Origin of the sequence: Aliamphritea hakodatensis, from assembly GCF_024347195.1 — a bacterium.
Classification (GTDB): Bacteria; Pseudomonadota; Gammaproteobacteria; order Pseudomonadales; family Balneatricaceae; genus Amphritea; species Amphritea hakodatensis.
Map to the genome: position 1 here is coordinate 4273841 of NZ_AP025281.1, position 18312 is coordinate 4292152.

The window sequence follows — 18312 nt, forward strand, 5'->3', positions numbered from 1 at the left end:
ATTTATTCCCCCGGCATTAAAGTAAAGCCTACCTAGAAGCATACTCATAACGTGCTCAGGATTTTATCGACATAACACAGGATAGAAACATGTCTCAAACAATGTTCAAAAAGTCGCTGATGGCAGTTGCCGTTGCCGGCGTCATGACGGCAGGCTCTGCTTATGCAGCAAACTCTGTTGACCTGCACACTGATCAGACTGCTCAGGGAGAATCTCACCCGGTAGCATTCGGTACTAACAACATTCTGATCGGTAAAACTAAACTGTCCGTTAAAATGGATGGCGATGACGGCCTGACTGATAACTTCCACTGGGTTGCTGTTACTTTCAACGGCGGTACTGCTGTTGAAGTTATCAAGAGCGCTGGCGCTGGCCAACTGGATGCCGCACAGGAACTCGACCTGTCTGGCGCTGCAACTTTCGACGAAGTTGTGATCATGGCTCTGCAGGCAAACGGTGGCACCGAAACAATCAACGGTATCGCTGCAACTAACGCTGTTGTTGTTCTGAACTCTGACACAACTATCTCTGTTGCTGATCTGGGCACTTCTCTGGACGACGGCGCAGCTGATCTGGCAATTGCTACTCAGGCTGCTACTCTGCGTACAAGCAACGCTATTGCATTTGATGACTACGCTGGTCCAAAAGCAACTGCTGCTTACACAACAGACAAAACTTCCACAACGCCTGCTAACTTTAAACTGCAGTACAACACTCAGATCATCACTGCAGACGCAGATGATAACACCACACAGAGCGGTGGTTCTGTAGGTGACCTGACAGGTCTGACAACTGACCCGGCTTCTGCTAACGCCGCCGATGACGGTGTTACTTACTTTGCAGCCCACGTTACTGCCGGTGCGGACACTAACATTGTAACAGTAACCGATACTGGCGCCACTGCATTCGACGAAGCTGTAACCAGCTTTAACTTCGACCCTACTGTTGGTAACGCTGCCACTGATGCGACCGTATTCGACCTTGCGGGTAACGAAGCTGTTCAGCAAACTGGCCTGAACGGCATTGTTGTTGACAACCTGCCTTCTCCAGCTCTGCTGAGCACAGCTGGTACTCAGGCAGCAATCACTTCAGCCATTTCCGGTCTGAGCGCCGCTGATGAAGTAGCACTGTGGGATGGCACTGGCGTAGATGCAACCGGTAAAACCATTACTATCAGCGTAATGTTCAACGCTGACATGAATGCAGCAACGACAAACGCTGATGACTTCAAAGTATCCATCAACGGTACTGATGCCAACATCGCATCTGTAAACGACGCTACTTCTCGCGTTGTTGAAGTCGCTATTAACGGCCTGACCGGCACTCTGACCTTCGACCGCGCAACTGGTAAGCTGCAGGAAGACGGTAACGACGTAGAAGTCAGCCTGCTGGTTGATGCTGGTGACGAACTGCAAACTGCTCTGGGCGGTGAACTGAGCGCAGCATCCGCAGCTGTTGATGCCTTTGCCGGTTTTGATCCTTCTGCTCCTGAAGTTTCTACAGCAAACACTCACAACGCTGATGGCGCTGGCGTTGTTGACGGCTACACCGTTAACTACGTTGCACCAATCACTGTTGGCACAACTTCCGTATTCAAACTGAACAGCAACACTGCAATTGTTGACCTGGGCGCAGCTAACTACTCTGCAACTGCTGATGCAGCTGCCGGCACTGTTACCGTTGCTCTGAACAACACTGTTACTGATGCAGGCAAGCTGGATCTGGACGGTAACGGTACTGCTGACGAACAGGCTGACCAGGACGCTGCAGAAGACGATCTGGGTACTGGCGATACTGCTGGCAACCTGGCACTGTCTGCTGAAGTTGCTGCTGAAGACGGTAACGTATTCACCTACATCTGGGATGCTGCTAACAGCGGCGCGAAGATGGAACTGCCAGCAATTGCCCAGGCAAACAACAACATCTCTGAAGACGGTGTTGGTCCGGTTATCCAGGCAGCTGCTTACGCACCTGAAACCGGTGAAGAGTACGGTTCTGTTACCCTGACCGTATCTGAAAACGTTTCCCTGGTTGCTCCATTCGGAAACACCACTCAGGACGCCAACAACGAAATCCGTTTCAACGACGTTCCTGCGGATATCCTGAACCTGAATGCAAACATCGGTGACCGCCCGGTTGTAACCGTAACCGGTGACGAGATTGTAATCACCAAGATTCCTGGCACTGTCATGAATCAGACCGTATCTCTGGGCTCTACCAGCCTGGCAGAAGATACTGAAGAAAACCTGCTGACCGTTAGCCCGGTTGCAGCAGACAACGTCGTATCTGAGCCTGCTCTGTCTGCGCCGGAACTGAAGTCTGTTAAAGCGGTTGAAATCAACGGCACTTACCAGACTGTTGTTGCTACCTTCGACCAGGCAGTTGAGCAGCCAACAGGCGCCACTGCTACTGATCTGAACGGCATGTTCGTTGTACGTGTTAAGGTTGGTGCTGACCACGCATTTGGCGGTTCTCAGACTGAATACCACCAGTTCGTAATTGCTGGTTCTGATGTAGCTATCGGCATGGACGGCGTTAACGCTGATCCTAAGTCTGTAACCCTGACCCTGCCAAACGCTGGCGTAAGCGGCGGCCTGCCAACCGATACCACTGAAGTATGGGTTGACTATGAAGCAGCAACTACTGCTGAAATCGACAACGATGGCGCGCTGAACTACCTGCAGAACAGCAACAAAGACATTGCCGGTGGCAGCGACCTGTATAGCGGCCAAACTCTGGCAAATACTGCTGCCGCAGCTGTAGATGCTGACACAGCAAAAGTTGAATACGAATTCGGTACCATCAGCAACAACAGCAACCTGTTCAACATGACAGTACTGGGTTCTGCTCTGGAAGACGGTGAAGCGATTCCAAACGGTCGCGCAGTTCGTGCAGACGTTGTACGCATCCGCACCGTTACTGAAGAAGCAGTAACTGCCCGTAAGGCTGTTGTTGGTAACGGCGAAATCGAAATCCGCTCTATCGACGACAAAGAAACCAACACTGCTCTGAACGATGCTGCTACTCTGAAGCAGACTGTATACCTGCACAACAAAGCAGTGACTACAACTGATCTGGAGAACTACGGCAAAGCTGTCGCTGCGTGGAACGCTGCAATTGAAGAGCAGGATGAAGCACTGGCTAACGGTAACGTTTCAGCTGCTAAGAACGCATTCAAGAAGCTGGAAACAGCATCTGCCAAACTGGCTGCAGACTACGGCATCACCCGTAACATCGGTGATTCGTATGAAGATACAGCTGGCCGTTCAGGCGATCTGGACGTTTCTTCCGCTGGCGGTACGCTGAACCTGATCGTTGAACTGACTACCGGTAACGGTAAAGATGCTCAGTCCGGTTCTCAGGGCGACGGCAACGGCAATGCTGCTGTAGGTCACACTGCGACTCTGGTTAAGTCTACCGACAACAAGCCAGAAAACGGCACCACTTACTTTGCTGTTCAGCTGAGCCTGAACAACGGTAGCCTGAGCAACAACAACAGCGACCTGGGCGCACTGAGCGGCGACCTGAACCTGACTCTGCCTCGTCTGGCACAGGATGCAGTTGAAACTAAGTACGTTGAAGTACTGGATACCGCCTTCGGCCGCGTAGACGCTGGCAAGTACCAACTGACTGTTGGTATGAACGAAGACGAACTGGAGAAAGGCGATAAGTCTATCGACCAGAAGTTCAGCAACACCTTCGTACTGGTTTCTGCTAAAGATTCTGACGGCGACTGGGCTCTGACCAACACTGCTGAAGAAACCTTCACCAGCTACATGCCATTCGTGGCTGACCTGAACAGCGATGGCGAGCCTACTGCTCACAACATCAACCTGGACAACGTAGCGAAAGGCGACATCAGCAACGCTTCTGGCTGGCAGCTGGTTGGCCTGGAAGGCGTACCTGCACGTAACGCTGCAAGCGCAGGCAAAGCTGTTAACATGGCCCGCCTGATGATCACTGTTGATCAGACTGACGGCGAACCTTCTACCAACTGGGGTTACGACGGTTCTGAACAGGATCAGGCGTTCTCTCTGGCTGGCAACAAGATGACTCTGTCTTACGAGCTGGGCGACAACGATGTTAACGGTCTGGTAGTTGAAGGCGGTCTGGCGATTGCTTATGACGACCAGGGTCCTGCGGCAATGGAACACGGCGGTGCATCTACACAAGCTCGTCGTAACCTGGACGACGCTACTGGCCTGAAAGACATCTTCATCCCGACTACTGGTGCTGCACCGGTATCTGACATGAAGGCTGGCTGGTCTCTGATCACTATCCAGGAAGATACAACTGTATCTGCTCTGGCTGCAACTCACGGCAACATCGACGCTGTGATCCTGCTGTCCGGTTCTACTGAAGCATGGTTCCGTGGCGATTCTGCAGACAGCTCTACCAAGCTGGAAGCAGGTTCTGCACTGTTCGTACACTTCGCAACTGACACTAGCGGCTTTACCTTCAAGTAAACCGCAGTTCCCCACAAAGCCACTCATATGAGTGGCTTTTTTTTCCTCAGCTATTGGCTAAAGGCCAGTTACCCTGACCTTTAGCCAATGCCTGAACACGCGACACAAGGACCCAAACATGTTTAAAGCACCACGTATTCTCGACTCAGAACAGGCCAACGGCCTGACTTATAAGCCGGTTAAGAGCTATGAAGCCGCCGCCGGCGTACGCCTGATTCCTGTCAGCTATGAAGAAATCCCCAGCCTGGCGCTGGAGCTGCCGGTAGTATTTCTGCCGTCCCACAACAGCATGCCCCATGTCATGCTGGGCCTGAACGATAACAGCGCCGCACTGGACAGCAAATACCGCTGGAAAATGCGCGCCACACCTGCGTACCTGAACATTTATCCCTTCGCCCTGAGCAATCTGGAAGACGGTACCAAAGCGGTAAACTACGACAGTGAAGCCCCGCACTTTGCCGGCAAAGGTAAACGCCTGTTCACTAACGATGGCCAGAGCACCGAAACCCTGGAAGGCATTAAGTCACAACTGGTAAACTTTAACCGCGCCATTAAACAAACCGGCAGCCTGGTTGAACAATTGCGTAAAGACGGCCTGCTAACCAGCCGCCGCTTTAAGCGTATGGCCGATGGCCAGGAAGAGAATTTTGAGCCGGTCGTGGAACTGATCGACGAAGAAAAGCTGAATAAGCTGCCTGCAGAAACTCTGAGCCAGTATCAGCAAAGCGGTATCATGAAGCTGCTGCACAGCCAGATAGCCTCTCTGCAGAACTTAGATCGACTAAACTGAGCCGACCAAACTGATAGCACGAACGCAAAAAAGGCTGCCACTGGCAGCCTTTTTTACATGCAAATAAACAATCAGGGCGGCGGCAACGCCGGCAGTAACAAACTGGCCCGATAACCCAACTCTCCGTCAAGTACGTACAGCTGATTGGCGGTATGCGCCTTGGTTACCGGCACACTTGCCCAGCGCTCACGCTGTTCCGAAACGGCCGGGACCGCCTGAGACACTGCCCCTCCCGCCAGTTCTGCAGCCTCTTTTTCACGGCGCAGCTGCTCGCGGGTAAATCCTGCCTCATAATTAAATACATCCAGCACAATCTCAGGCTGGTTATCAACACTGAGTGCGGCCTGCAAACGGTCATCCCGCAGCTCCACATCCTGAATTTCGCTGCTATACAGCTTAAAGCGGGTTAATGTATTCAGCCCCGCAGTGGCGGCTGAGTAATGCTCTTCAACCTGAATCCGCTGGCCGGTAAACCCCTGAATCTGTGCCAGAATGATTGCTGTACTGGCCGACACAATGACCAGGGTGATCATCAGCTCCAGTAATGTAAAACCTGCCTGCCGTACCATTCACTCACCTAAAAACATCACCCAAAAACACTCGCCCACAAAAAAACCCGTAACAGATGGCTGCTACGGGTCAGGTAAAAACGCTGTCAGCGATCCAGGCTTGCTGCCCGCGCCGCTTTAATCACATCAATAATATCGCGGGTATTAATCAGTTTATCGCTGTTCACATCATATTTGGCGAGGTACGCAGCATTGGATACTACGTGCTGCTTAATCAGCGCGGTGTCTTTCGTATCAACCTTACCGTCACCGTTGAGATCAAAACTTGCGTCAGCAGTACCACCGCCGCCACCGGAATCGCCGCCGGAGCCGCCATTATCGCCACCATTACTGCTGCTGATCAGCGCACCTATGGTCAGCCCGTATGTACGCCGGCTGGGCAACAGCCCGCCATTAAAACTGAATACCAGCGCCTCGCCGTCACTGAGCAGCTGATAACGGTTACCGCCGGTGGAATAAATCAGCGTGAGCTGGGTGCCGTTAAAGTCAGTGGTTTTGGAAATTTCAACGGAATAGGTACCCGAATTATCAAGCACCACCCCGGTAGCAACGGAAGCCGTTGTACCCGGCTCCACGGCAATTACTTCTGCGTTCTTCTTTACTGATACACTGCCACCGTTGATATCACCGGTCACCAGCATTGTGGCCGGCACAGGCACCGCCGCATGCAAGATGCTACTGGCCATTAAAACTGCTGAAAATAGCATCCCGGCCATTTTCAAACTTCTTATTTTAATCATATTTCGCTATATCCCATAACGGAAGAACAATGCTAATAGTCGAAGAATTATATACAAACTTCTGTGCTACAAAAAGCGAAAAAGCGCTTAATTTCAAACAAGTTTTCAATACTTATGTTTTAATTATTTTTAGTTATTGCATTTCTAAAAAACCATAAATTCAAACAAAAAATACTGCTTGAAAAATAACCACTGATACTGTCTGTGTGAGCGCACATGCCAGCTACGGCCTTTTAACTAGATTTAGGTATATACGGAATTTCAAAAAGAATGATACAAATAGCTGTAGCACGCATATAATACGCCCAGGTTATCTTATTCATACCGGATGAACACGGAATGAATATTTGTAGAATAAGAGAGTTTTCGTGTCAGCAATACAACAGCCCAAGGTTGGTTTTGAGTTTGAAAGCGGTTTTGTAAAAGATTTATCCTTTGAGAACCCGTTTGGTCCCCTGCCGGACAAACAGCAGTACAAAGCCATCACCTCTAACATTACACCCAAGATAGACATTCAACGCCTGAGCACCGATCGCTACGGTGTGCAACTGACAGTTACCCTCGAAGGTTTCTTACAGGATAAATGCATATTCATCACTGAAGTCAGTTATCACAGCGATGTGCGTGTTATCAATATTCCGGAACCGGTACGCCCTCAGATTCTGAATGTGGATGTACCGCAGGCCATGCTTCAGAAAGTCAATGAAGTTGTTGCGGGCACCGCTCATTGCGGCGGCTTACCGCAGATGCAAATCACTGAGATTGATTTCAGACAACACTATAACAATAAATAACTGTGCGACAGATAATGGAAGTACCACACACATGGAAAAAGTCTTAGTCATTGATGATCATCCGCTTGTTTTACGCAGCATCACCAGCATTCTTGAAAAGAACTATGAGATCCTGTGCTCCGATAGCTTCGGTGACGAGTGTATTGACCTGGTCGACAGGGTTGATCATGTTCTCCTTGATTATAACCTTGGCACCCTCCGCGCTACAGAATGCGCGTCTGGAAAGAACCTGCACACGGTAAATACCCTGTTGTTTTCCGGGCTGTCAGACCCGGATGAAATCGCTACCGCACTTGAAGGCTGCTCAAGCCTGGCATTCGTGGGTAAACATGTTGAACCTTCCTGCCTTCATGACGCCATACAGGCCGCCCGCCACCTGAGTGAAAAATCCACCTGGGATATGACCCAGAAGAAATTCGTCCCCCTGACTGAAGCCTTCCAGGAACACAATCTGCTATCCCCGAAAGAACGGGAAGTTTATACTCTGCTCCGCGAAGGCATGACTGACAAAGCCATTGCTGACAAGCTATGCCGCAGCATTCATACAATACGGGTTCAGATTCGTGCGATTAAGCAGAAAAAGGGGCTCGGCAGACGGAGTTGACCCTTGAACAGCGAACCACTGGCGTACACCCTTTTTTTCGGCTTACAGTTTTTCAGCCTTTGTTCGCTGCTCTTAACACACTTTCTGCGTAACAGAATTACCCTTGGCCCACTGCTGGCATTAGCCGCATCGCTGATCATTGCGATGTGGTACATGCGTTATGTCGGATGGTGGATTAACCTCCCCTCCCCCGTAGAAGCCCCGCTAACCGCTATCATCCCAAGCATATTTCTGATGACCACCATCATTTATATGATTGATGGCGGCAGAACTTACTGGGCAACGGTTTACACACTGGTCATGGCGTCTACCCTTGGCTGGCTGCTGTCTGAATACGGTCAGCTGCTGTCTGACATAATCTCAATGGGGCACGTGCTCGAACTGGCAACACGCACCCACACCGCCGCACTGGCAGCCTTTATCATTGCACTTCTTTGCTGCGGACTGTTTGCTAACTATCTGCTAAACAGAGCCCCTGTCTGGTTTTTACTGACAACCAGCGGCATCACCTCCGGACTGATTTATTTCGGCCTGTCCGGCATTTTCGAATCAGGCTTTGATATTGGCAGCAATAAATTTGCCGTAGAGTACCGCGCTTACCTGCTGAGTTTTGTCGTTCCACTGCTGATAATGACGCCTTACCTGATGTATTGCGTCGCCAAAGGCGGCCACATTCCGGGGAAGAGTTTACGCCGCTTTTTTGCCATTATTGGCAACATATCCAGCGATAACGATATCGACAGTATCGTCCACGCCAGAGAAATGATTTCTGAACTGAAGCAGCTGAATCAGTCGCTGATTCAGGCCCAGCGAATCAACAAGTATCAGATACAGCACAGCCACATCGGCACGGTTTTTACCGATTATGACGGTTACATAGAACAGGTGAACCCGGCCATTGCAGATATATTTGAAAGCGATACTGACTTTTCCGGCAAAAGCCTGAACAAGCTGTTGCCGGAACTGACCGTCAGGGATCTGAACCGCGTTACCCTCGAAAAAAGCACTGAAATCATCACCCTGAAACGTGAATCACGGCCGTCATTATTATTAGAAGTGATGGTTGCTTTCCGCTATGGCTTTGATGAAAACCCCTGCGGTTATCATATCCTTCTGAAAGACGTGACCGAAGCGGTTAACCAGCGGCGGCGTCAGGAAGTCACCGATGCAATCTTCACCCTGCAGCGTACCGGCAGGCTATTAGTCCATGATATTAAGAACCTTTCCTTTGCTATCCGCTCTTCTTCCGCCCATTCACGTGAAGCATTTGAAGCGCACGACAGCAAAAGCTTCTATGCCTCGATTGATACGATCGATCTGGGTGTTGAACGCGCTCTGGCACTGGTATCCAGTTTAAGTGCGGACAATCAGCTGGGGATTCTGAACATATCTTCCATCAACTTAGTTCAGTTGGTTGAAGAAACCCTCATGCTTAACGAGGCCGAACTGAATCTTCACAATATCCGGATACAGTTTGAGCACCCTGACGAACCGGTCCTGGTCAGCGGCGATATCGGCCAGCTTTCACGGGTGCTGATGAACCTGCTTGTGAATGCGATCCGCGCCTGTAAAGATGCTGACGCGCCAGCCATCAGAATCATCATTCACACGTACAGTGACGATATTCAGATCGAATTTACCGACAATGGCGTCGGGCTTTCACCGGACATGCTGGACAGGGCATTCGATTCTGGCTTTACCAGTAAAAGCGACGGTGCCGGCGGGCTTGGCCTGTGTATTTCCCAGTTGATCACACTGGCCCACAGCGGTGATCTGACACTCTTATCAGACGGGCCGGGCAATGGTGCCACCGCCCGGATCACCCTGCCTAAATTGCTCGATAACGGTGAATTTAACGAATTTACCGACGGCATTATGCTGGCATCAGACAATCAGCAATGGCTCAGCCACGAAAGCGCGCTTCTCGAGAAAGTCGGCATTGATATCATTGAAGCCTGGAGCACCGAAGAGATTGAAGCGGTCATGAGCGACAACATCGGCATCAATACGCTGATTACAACCTGGGAAGATGCCGGGAATATCGAGAATTACACCGACATGCTATGGGTTAAAGCCTGCCCGGAAACCCACCTGCTCAGCCTTGTTCAGGGCAGCCAAAAGCAGTTTGAACTGCTTAAGAAGATGCACCATAAAGCAAATATGCACTGAGCCTAAAAGCGCTTCAGGTCATGCACCTTTAAACGGTCTGTATCGAATACCGCCGCCAGCCTGACAGCTTTCCCCTTCAGGCTGATTCGCCAGAAAGAGTAATCTTTCTGAAAACTGACAACCTTACCAATGCGTGACAGGTCCTCACTGAGCAACACCTGATCATCCGGTTTAACATCTTCAGGAGGCAGACGCCGGTTAGTCAGAAAACGTTCTGCTATATCCGTACTGACATCAGCAAGCGCCGCCAGGCCCGGCGCTTCCAGCTTATCCCAGTAGATATGACGACTGCCAAACAGATTAAAATGTTGCTGCAGTAACTCCAGCAAATAGGGATCAGCACCGAATAAATAACTCAGCTCCCGCCAGCTGTTTATTTCCCGGTTCGCAGGGGTAACATCATCAAAACGGTTTATATAGTCAGAGGCTTCAGCGCCATATTGCCTTAACAGCGAATCTTCATCCCGCCAGTCAGCAATGCGTGCCGCCACGGTTTGCGCCTGCTCATCCGTAAACGCCAGAATGTCGCGAAAATAACGCATCAGCGCCTCTTCCGGCAGCAGATTAAGGTTCAGCCGCTCATTTACCGGATCGATCGAGACCAGATATTCACGGTCCCCCAAGACAACCTGCCAGCCTTCTTTCGAAGGGAAATAAACGGGCTCTAAACGGGTTTCCCGCATCCCGGCAGGTATATCACTCTCGACAGCCTCGGTTTTCTCTTCAGTCTCTGAGGTCACCGATACACCCGGCGTCGGCGCATCGATGTTTAATTCCATTCCCATCTGGCTCAGCAGACTTTTTAAAAACTCAACCCTTTCATCTGCTGAAGCCTGCCTGATTTCCTTTTCTTCTTCTTCATGAAGTACCAGACGCTCATCAATATTCACTGACTGCACAACACTGAACCGTGTGATATGACCAAGCAATTCGCGCAACTCAGCATACTCCAGTGATTCCTGAAGCTGATAGCTTGTTAAATTGACCGGATTTTTAGTCGAATATGCGGCCACTACCAGACTAATGCCTGTCAGCACCCATAAGGTATAGATCAGTATGAAACCTGACTGTCTACTATCCATTCTGCAGCCTGTTCATTGGAGAAGTGCATTTCAAAGCGAATCCCTTCTATATCAGGTACCGGCACCGGCAAACCCGTCTCCCATAACCCCCGCGGCCCTTCAGAAGCGATCTGATACGAAAACTGAAACTCAGATAAGTCCGTCAGAATCTTATCCTGCCAGCCCTCTCCCTGGCCAGCCTTCAGCCTGCTCAGGTATTCTCTGAAGGTGACGTCAGTTTCCTCCCAGGCCGGAGGGAGCGTTATTTCCCGGTAACTCAGTGCCTGCTCTGTTCTGTCATATTGATACAGCACCATTACCCGCGGCCCTATATCTCCAAATCTGGCACTCAGACTCGTCACAAACGCCAGCTCGGTACTGTCTGCCAGTAAAAAGGCATCAGCGCTGAGCCGCGCGGCAACCTGCTTACGAACAAACTGCTGCGCCTGCCAACTGTCCACATCACCTTCCGCGCCGGCAATACTGTGCAAAGCGGTGCGCATCACCAGTGTCAGTAACACGATAATCCCTGAGGCAATGGTTACCGAAATCAGGAGTTCAAGTAATGTAAAGCCCGACTGTCTGCGCATCACTGGTTAATTGAGCTTAAATCAAAGACGGCCAGCAACATCGAAATAACAACAAAACCCACGGCAAAGCCCATCGTTACAATAATGATTGGCTCAATCAGGGACACCATGGTTCTTAATAAATTCCGCGTATCTCTGGCGATCAGAAAATGGGCTTTATCAGCCGCTGCGGCTAAATCCCCGCTCTCATTACCCAGTTGCAGCAAACGTTTGCCGATCGGCGGTAATAAGGGGATCTTCGCCATGGCTTCCGCAATGGATGCACCACCGGTCAGCTGATCAATGGCCGTCTGAACGCCCTGACTTTGCTGCCGGTTAGCGGTAATTTCCTTACAGATTGCTAACGACTCAGCCAGCGAGATGCCGTTATTCAGCAAAATTCCCAAAATGCCGGTTAACCGTTCAGCCTCGACCAGCCTGATAATCTTACCTATAAACGGAATTTTCAGCATAAACCGCTGCATAACTTCCTGCGCCTGGGCGGAATGGCCATAGAGCAGTATCCCGGCCAGCACGGCGACCATCAATACCACCAGCATAGTAATGCCATTCGCCAGCATAAAATCACTGAACGCAAAGATCATGGCTGTACTGGTGGGCAGGGCCGCATTGTTACCGTCAAAAATATCTTTAAAAACCGGTATAACAAAGACCGCCAGGGCAATCATAGAAAAAATACTGACTAAGAAAAGTATCGCCGGGTAAGCCAACTTACCGACCAGCTCAGAGCGGAACTCTTTGGCGGCCTGAAAATGCGCATTCAAACTGACCAACGCTTCCCCCAGCTGCCCGGTTTGTTCGCCGGCTTTTAACATCGGCACAACCAGCTTAGGGGTAACAACCGTTTGCTCAAATGCCTGCGACAGAGAGGCACCTTCTTTTAAAGCCACACGTAACTTAGCGGCCAGTTCACTCACCGCAGCAACCGGGTTATCTTCAGAAATAATCTGCAGGCTGCGCTCAACCGGAATCTTACTGGCGATCAGATCTGAAAGCTCTGCGATCAGTAACGAGATTACCTGTTTCTTTAACCGGGGCTTTTTTTCAACCGTCGCCGAAACCAGAACCAAATGCTTGCGACGCAGTAACTGCACCAGCTCATCATGATCACTGGCATCAAGCTTGCCTGATATTTCTGTGCCGTCATGCTTTATAGCCTGATAAAAGAAACTGCTCATTATCAGATAACACCCAGCACTTCTTCAAAAGACGTTTCGCCCTGCAAAACCTTTGCAATGGCATCATCCTGCATTGAACCGGCCTTATTGCGGTCTGCGGCTTTTTCCAGATTATCCAGCGAGGGGTTATCTACAATTGCCTGACGGACATGATTGTCGATGGGTTTAACTTCGGAAATGGGCACACGCCCCTTGTAGCCTGATTTGCCACAGTGACTGCAGCCTGCCGGGATATATACCTTGGCATTCAGATCAATATTAAAGCGGTGCGCCATGGCAACTGGCACCGGTGTTTCCGTTTTACATTTATCGCACAGTTTGCGTACCAGTCGCTGGGCGGTTACCGCACTCATACTGGAGGCGAGCAGATAATCAGCAATCCCCATATCCAGGAAACGGGTAATGGCACCGATCGCAGAATTTGTGTGCAGGGTGGAAATGACCAGGTGGCCGGTCAGTGAAGCCTGAATAGCAATTTCTGCCGTTTCCAGATCCCGGATTTCACCGATAAAAATCACATCAGGGTCATGACGCAGTATGGAACGCAAAGCCGCTGAAAAAGACATGCCAATGGCATCGTTTACAGAGATCTGTGTGATCCCCTTAATTTCATACTCCACAGGATCTTCAACAGTAATGATTTTGCGCTTACCGTCTACCAGCTCCTGAAGTGCGGAATATAATGTGGTGGTTTTACCCGAGCCTGTCGGGCCTGTCACCAGAACAATGCCCTGACGCTTGGTCAGACTCTCCCGTAAACCGCTGATAACATGATCGCTCAGGCCGGTTTCCGTTAACCTTTGGGTATTGGATTTTTTATCCAGTATACGCAGTACAATATCTTCACCGTGCGCTGTGGGTATTGTACTGACACGGATATCAACCGTTCTGCCATTCGAATGAATACGGATACGCCCATCCTGTGGCAGGCGGTGTTCTGCAATGTCTAACTGAGCCAACAGCTTGATCCGTGACGTCACGCCAGGATAATCTTCCAGCGCCGGGGCGGTCCGCTGGGAAAGCACGCCATCCACCCGGTAACGTAATTCAATATGGTGGCGGAATGGCTCTAAATGAATATCAGACGCCCCCAGACGCACCGCATTATTCAACAGGTCATTTACCTGATGAACGATCGGTGCCTCTAAAGCGATATCTTTAAGGTGTGTTGCAGAAAAACTGCCGGCTTCCGTCAGTTCTTCCGTGCTTTCAAAACCAAAATGTTTTTTAAGCTGGTGCTCTATTTCAGATTTAGGACCAACCAGCACCTGGGCATCTTTATCCAGCCGGCGGATAATATCTATTAAGCCAATATCCCACGGATCGGCAACCACATAAAACCGTTTTTCGTCGATAACTAAAGGCAGTATATTATTAAAAACCAGATAGTTATCTTCGAATAAATCCGTTTCACAAATATCACCGTCACCCTGCCATACAGTTAATGACAGTTTCTCTGCATAAATACTGCAGATCAGATCTTCAGTCACCGCACCTGATGATATTAATAAAGGAACCGCTTCACTTTCAGAGATATTATGAATATTGGAAAATAACTCTTCAGTTATTACACCATCATCCAGTAAATGCCGCTGTAAATTAAACTGAAGAAGTTGTGCCTGACTATTCACAGCGATACTCCAGTGTTACCAGTTACCTATATCGGCATTCTCACCGTCGCCGCCTGCCAGGCTGTCTGCACCGTAGGAATAGACGTCGTAATCCAGCCCACCGGCTTCAGCAGGATAAGCATAATAATAGGCATTACCCCAGGGATCTTTTGGCAACTCTTTCTTACGCAGGTAAGGGCCACGCCAGGACTTACTGTCGGCCACTTCTTCATCAATCAGTGCTGCCAGCCCCTGATCACTACTCGGATAACGGCCTACATCCAGGCGGTAACTGTCCAGTGCAGTAGAAAGCAGCGCGACCTGCGCTTCACTTTGCTTAGTCTGAGATGATCCCAGGGCGCCAATCAGCCGTGGCGCAACAAGGGCTGCCAACAGGGCGATAATCGCCATGACGATCAAAAGTTCTATCAGAGTAAAGCCACGATGGGATTTAGAGCGGAAGTCTGCTTTGCGAGAATTCATGTATATTATTCCATTAACACAACAACTGGATCAGCCCGAAAAGGGCTCAATGTGACAGAAAAGCGGGTGCTTTCTTCGCCGTCCTGTGGCACGTTCCAAACAAATTTGACGGCGGTGAATGTACCATCTGAGTATATACGGGTCAATTCCCTGTAGGGGAGATCGACCTCTGTTTTAAACAACTGCCGGTAGGCATTTTCACCTTCAAACGCAAGGGTTTCACCGGTCAGCACATTTAACAGTCCTTCCTCCCCAGCCACTACCTGATTCGGCTTTCCTTCTTTAATAGCCACTTGTCTGGCTGCATCAAGGAAGGTCACTACATTTAATTCTTCAGCAACCTGACGGTTCGTCAGACGCGGCACCACAAGTGCGGCAATAACCGCCATAACAGCCATAACGACCAGCATTTCTAATAAAGTAAAGCCGTGCTCTTTATCTTGTTGTATATTGCTCATCGTCTGATTAGCCTGTCACACGCATCCGTGCTGATATTCTTTAAAGCCAGCTTCAGTGAACCGGGCACCCGGAATGCTGTCTGTAACAAGCCTCGGGGGTTGCCGCTACGCTATCTGTTGGTATAACAGTCTCTGCTCAGGGCACAGCGTCCACTGATCTGTTTACTAAACAGCAGACAGATATCTGAATCCTGACACCGGTAGCCACCAGACAAGCAGGTTCGATACCCCTTTGGGCAAATCTACACATCATGCTGACGGAAGTAACCGGGAACAAATAAACAACCTACTGAGAACAGTAGTCACTGATCACACGATTATGTATAAACTAAGATATCCGGCGAACCGGCCCGGTAAACATAAACACAGTGATCACACCGGCTCTGTTCCTAAGCCTTATGTGCCCTCATAGTATCATTTATTGTCAGAATAGAACTTACCAAAAATAGTTATAATTCCAACTTAAACACTCACAATTCCGTCAGAGTAAATAACCCAAAAAATACAGCAGATATCCCGAAGTCCCCGGGCTTTCGCATCCTTCAGTTATACCCTGGACGCTACTCTCCCGTGCTTCACAGCTGAGTGCCGGGAAAATGGCACGGCAAGACGATATGGACAAATCAGATGTGGTACAGAAGTGTCTGTCTTCATTTTAAAAGGGAACGGCGGCCATTATTTTTCCAATTGAGAAGCAATTGCCGCAGTCATACCCAGCACGCAAAGAATGATACCGATAGTGGTAAGTCCGTACCAAATAAACCCGGCCCCCAGCGCCAGAAAGAAGAATCCGGTTTTTGCCTTCCTGTTCAAACCTAAATCAGGCTCATTACTGTTCATCACGACTCCCTGTGATACATCATTCAAGTTTTACAATCCGGGTAATATTTCAGCACGCAGTGATCTCTGCAGGGCTTTTAACCGCAGTACTTCTCACCCAGCCTCACTGACCAGCAACTCAATATCCAGATCTTCCGGCCACAGAAAGTAATCACCCTGCTGGCCGGTATATTGTTCACCGCCGGCAGCCTGGCCTTTTTCCGTCAGGGAGACTTTGCCTTCTGTTTCCTGAGTCAGCCCCGCACGCCGGAAGAACTTCATCAGTTGTTTAACGGTGCTGCGATGACGGGCAGCAAGCATAGCGGTATGTACTTTACCGGTATCAGACAGGCCATCTTTATTCACATGTAAGGATTGCAGAATCTTATGTGACGCAGGGGGATTTTCTACCTGCTGATCCGGCGGCAACACCGGCGGGAAATCTATACTGAACATCTGAATATTTTGCTTCTCAGCGTTGCGAAACAACCGGGCAACATCTTTTACCACCGCCTGATAACTGGCCCTGTCTTCCGTTTTGGACAGGAAAACGCTCATTTCAGTAAGCTGGGCTTCTGCGTATTTATTCAGGCTCATGCTGCTGAGTAAACAGTGGTTCTCATTGAGATAACATCTGGCATTCACATCCTCACTGTAATAGAGAGTGATTTGCTTTTGAGTGAGTAACCAGTCTTTTTCAGACTTTTTCAGCTCCTGTATCCCATACATGATGTAAAAACGTACACCGTTACGGATACCTTCACTGATGAGTGCTTTAATACGTTTGTTGAGACTGAGATACGGACTGATCAGTACCACATGCCTGGTGGCTTTGGTAATAATGCCCTCAAACATATATGAGGTGCCCATAGTGTTCAGGTATTTAGCCATCGACAGTTCCTTGTCCGGGGTTACAGCAATCCTTGCTGTTTGTGTATGTCAGGCAGGTAATCAAACCGGCTCCGCTGCTGAGAGGCTTAACGGCATGCTTTCCGGATAAATGTCCGGATCAGTCTCCCCAAAGGCGCAACCGGCCTGATCCTGAAGAACAACCTTTGCTATTACCTCAGGGCACCCAACACTAAAGAATTTCTGCCGGCATGAAGTTCTCTGAGTATCTTTCGTCATTCCCTTCAGGCCGGACGATTTCATGTGCGTCTTGCAGTCAGATTCACCCGGACTATTGTTCAGTACTGCTAACCTGTTCACCTTCATATATAACGACTACCGTGCTGGTATTTATACTGCAATATATGTCGTATGTTACTGCCTGTAATCGCTACAACTCGATAGATATAAGCATGGATGTTCCGTTCCGGATATGGTGCAGTGCCTCATGCGCCTTAAGGTATTCAGACCGGTAAAGTGCTGAACAATTCCCCAATTCCAGCGCTGAGTTTTTGCAACTTAAAAATGTTCAGCTATCTTTTCTTATGCAACACGTTTTATACGGCGCAGAAGTATTGCTGCTTTCTCAGTTCAGAACAATAAAGACGGTTACTTTCACACGCCGGTTTTCCTTGTGTGAACTCAACCGACATATTCACAACCACGTCTACAGGGAATGTATCTATGCCACTTCAAACCGATATAAGAGGCCTGAAAAGCCTTACGCAACGCAGAACCTTTCGCAACAAAAAAGGGGCTCGCCCTGATGATACCCTTTGCCGGATTCTGTTCTCTGACGGAACGGAAACACTGGGCTATCTGCCGACAGACATCATCCTGGCACCGCAGATCAGTAATATCGACTGGTGGATGCGAAAAGCCGGCCAGAGCCTGTCAGCTTCACAGGGAGTAAAACGGGCGGTTAGCGTAGAGCCTAAAATCAGCCGCTGATTTCTCATTACAGGTTTGTAGCTTTTGAAACCCTGAGCCTCTGATAATTGTCTGTCAGTGTAAACGGTCAACCATACTGGCCCTTACACAAAAACAACTTCTCACCGCTTCAGGCGCTAAGGTACTTAAGCCGTAATAGCAG

At 49.6% G+C, this 18312-nt stretch carries 16 protein-coding genes; 6 read left to right on the plus strand and 10 right to left on the minus strand.

What is annotated here, in order from left to right; translation table 11 throughout:
* Window positions 1-89 precede the first annotated feature (89 nt).
* Window positions 90-4466 (plus strand): beta strand repeat-containing protein, encoded by a 4377-nt coding sequence (locus tag PCI15_RS19415; RefSeq protein ID WP_271271563.1) that lies wholly within the window; start codon window positions 90-92, stop codon window positions 4464-4466.
* Between the two features lie 118 nt (window positions 4467-4584).
* The gene (locus PCI15_RS19420; RefSeq protein WP_271271564.1) at window positions 4585-5256 is read left to right on the plus strand and encodes a SapC family protein; all 672 of its coding nucleotides are present in this window, start codon (window positions 4585-4587) and stop codon (window positions 5254-5256) included.
* Window positions 5257-5327: 71 nt separating this feature from the next.
* Here PCI15_RS19420 and PCI15_RS19425 read toward each other — a convergent pair whose 3' ends face one another.
* The gene (locus tag PCI15_RS19425) at window positions 5328-5825 is read right to left on the minus strand and encodes a type II secretion system protein (RefSeq protein ID WP_271271565.1); all 498 of its coding nucleotides are present in this window, start codon (window positions 5823-5825) and stop codon (window positions 5328-5330) included.
* 86 nt (window positions 5826-5911) lie between these two features.
* On the minus strand, window positions 5912-6511 hold the full coding sequence (locus PCI15_RS19430) for a dockerin type I domain-containing protein (protein ID WP_271271566.1): 600 nt from the start codon (window positions 6509-6511) through the stop codon (window positions 5912-5914).
* Between the two features lie 422 nt (window positions 6512-6933).
* On the opposite strand from PCI15_RS19430, the gene PCI15_RS19435 reads away from it, so the two are divergent.
* From PCI15_RS19435 to PCI15_RS19445, 3 genes are read left to right on the plus strand one after another with little or no spacing between them, the layout of a single operon-like run.
* On the plus strand, window positions 6934-7359 hold the full coding sequence (locus tag PCI15_RS19435) for a protein-export chaperone SecB (RefSeq protein ID WP_271271567.1): 426 nt from the start codon (window positions 6934-6936) through the stop codon (window positions 7357-7359).
* Between the two features lie 31 nt (window positions 7360-7390).
* Window positions 7391-7963, plus strand: coding sequence for a response regulator transcription factor (locus PCI15_RS19440; protein ID WP_271271568.1), 573 nt, complete (start codon window positions 7391-7393; stop codon window positions 7961-7963).
* Between the two features lie 3 nt (window positions 7964-7966).
* Entirely contained in the window at window positions 7967-10132 is a 2166-nt protein-coding gene (locus tag PCI15_RS19445) for a sensor histidine kinase (protein WP_271271569.1), read from the plus strand.
* A 2-nt stretch (window positions 10133-10134) separates the two neighbouring features.
* Here the strand turns inward: PCI15_RS19445 and PCI15_RS19450 are convergent, their stop codons facing one another.
* The 8 genes from PCI15_RS19450 to PCI15_RS19485 all read right to left on the minus strand — a co-directional run bounded on the left by PCI15_RS19450 (window position 10135) and on the right by PCI15_RS19485 (window position 17222).
* Complete coding sequence (locus tag PCI15_RS19450; protein WP_271271570.1) at window positions 10135-11214, minus strand: type II secretion system protein GspK; 1080 nt, start codon at window positions 11212-11214, stop codon at window positions 10135-10137.
* Window positions 11184-11783, minus strand: a complete 600-nt coding sequence (locus PCI15_RS19455) for a type II secretion system protein (protein ID WP_271271571.1) — start codon at window positions 11781-11783, stop codon at window positions 11184-11186. The genes PCI15_RS19450 and PCI15_RS19455 overlap by 31 nt, the downstream gene beginning before the upstream one ends.
* Window positions 11783-12961, minus strand: a complete 1179-nt coding sequence (locus PCI15_RS19460) for a type II secretion system F family protein (RefSeq protein WP_271271572.1) — start codon at window positions 12959-12961, stop codon at window positions 11783-11785. The genes PCI15_RS19455 and PCI15_RS19460 overlap by 1 nt, the downstream gene beginning before the upstream one ends.
* A gap of 2 nt (window positions 12962-12963) precedes the next feature.
* Window positions 12964-14592, minus strand: coding sequence for a GspE/PulE family protein (locus tag PCI15_RS19465; RefSeq protein WP_271271573.1), 1629 nt, complete (start codon window positions 14590-14592; stop codon window positions 12964-12966).
* A 15-nt stretch (window positions 14593-14607) separates the two neighbouring features.
* On the minus strand, window positions 14608-15054 hold the full coding sequence (gene gspG / locus PCI15_RS19470; RefSeq protein ID WP_271271574.1) for a type II secretion system major pseudopilin GspG: 447 nt from the start codon (window positions 15052-15054) through the stop codon (window positions 14608-14610).
* A gap of 5 nt (window positions 15055-15059) precedes the next feature.
* Complete coding sequence (locus tag PCI15_RS19475; protein WP_271271575.1) at window positions 15060-15512, minus strand: pilus assembly FimT family protein; 453 nt, start codon at window positions 15510-15512, stop codon at window positions 15060-15062.
* Window positions 15513-16187: 675 nt separating this feature from the next.
* A complete protein-coding gene (locus PCI15_RS19480; RefSeq protein WP_271271576.1) occupies window positions 16188-16352 on the minus strand; it encodes a hypothetical protein in 165 nt (54 codons plus the stop codon).
* Between the two features lie 93 nt (window positions 16353-16445).
* Window positions 16446-17222: a phospholipase D-like domain-containing protein gene (locus tag PCI15_RS19485; protein WP_271271577.1), complete on the minus strand. Its 777-nt coding sequence runs from the start codon at window positions 17220-17222 to the stop codon at window positions 16446-16448.
* Between the two features lie 681 nt (window positions 17223-17903).
* Here PCI15_RS19485 and PCI15_RS19490 point away from each other — a divergent pair.
* On the plus strand, window positions 17904-18170 hold the full coding sequence (locus PCI15_RS19490; RefSeq protein ID WP_271271578.1) for a hypothetical protein: 267 nt from the start codon (window positions 17904-17906) through the stop codon (window positions 18168-18170).
* The last annotated feature ends 142 nt before the right edge of the window (window positions 18171-18312 follow it).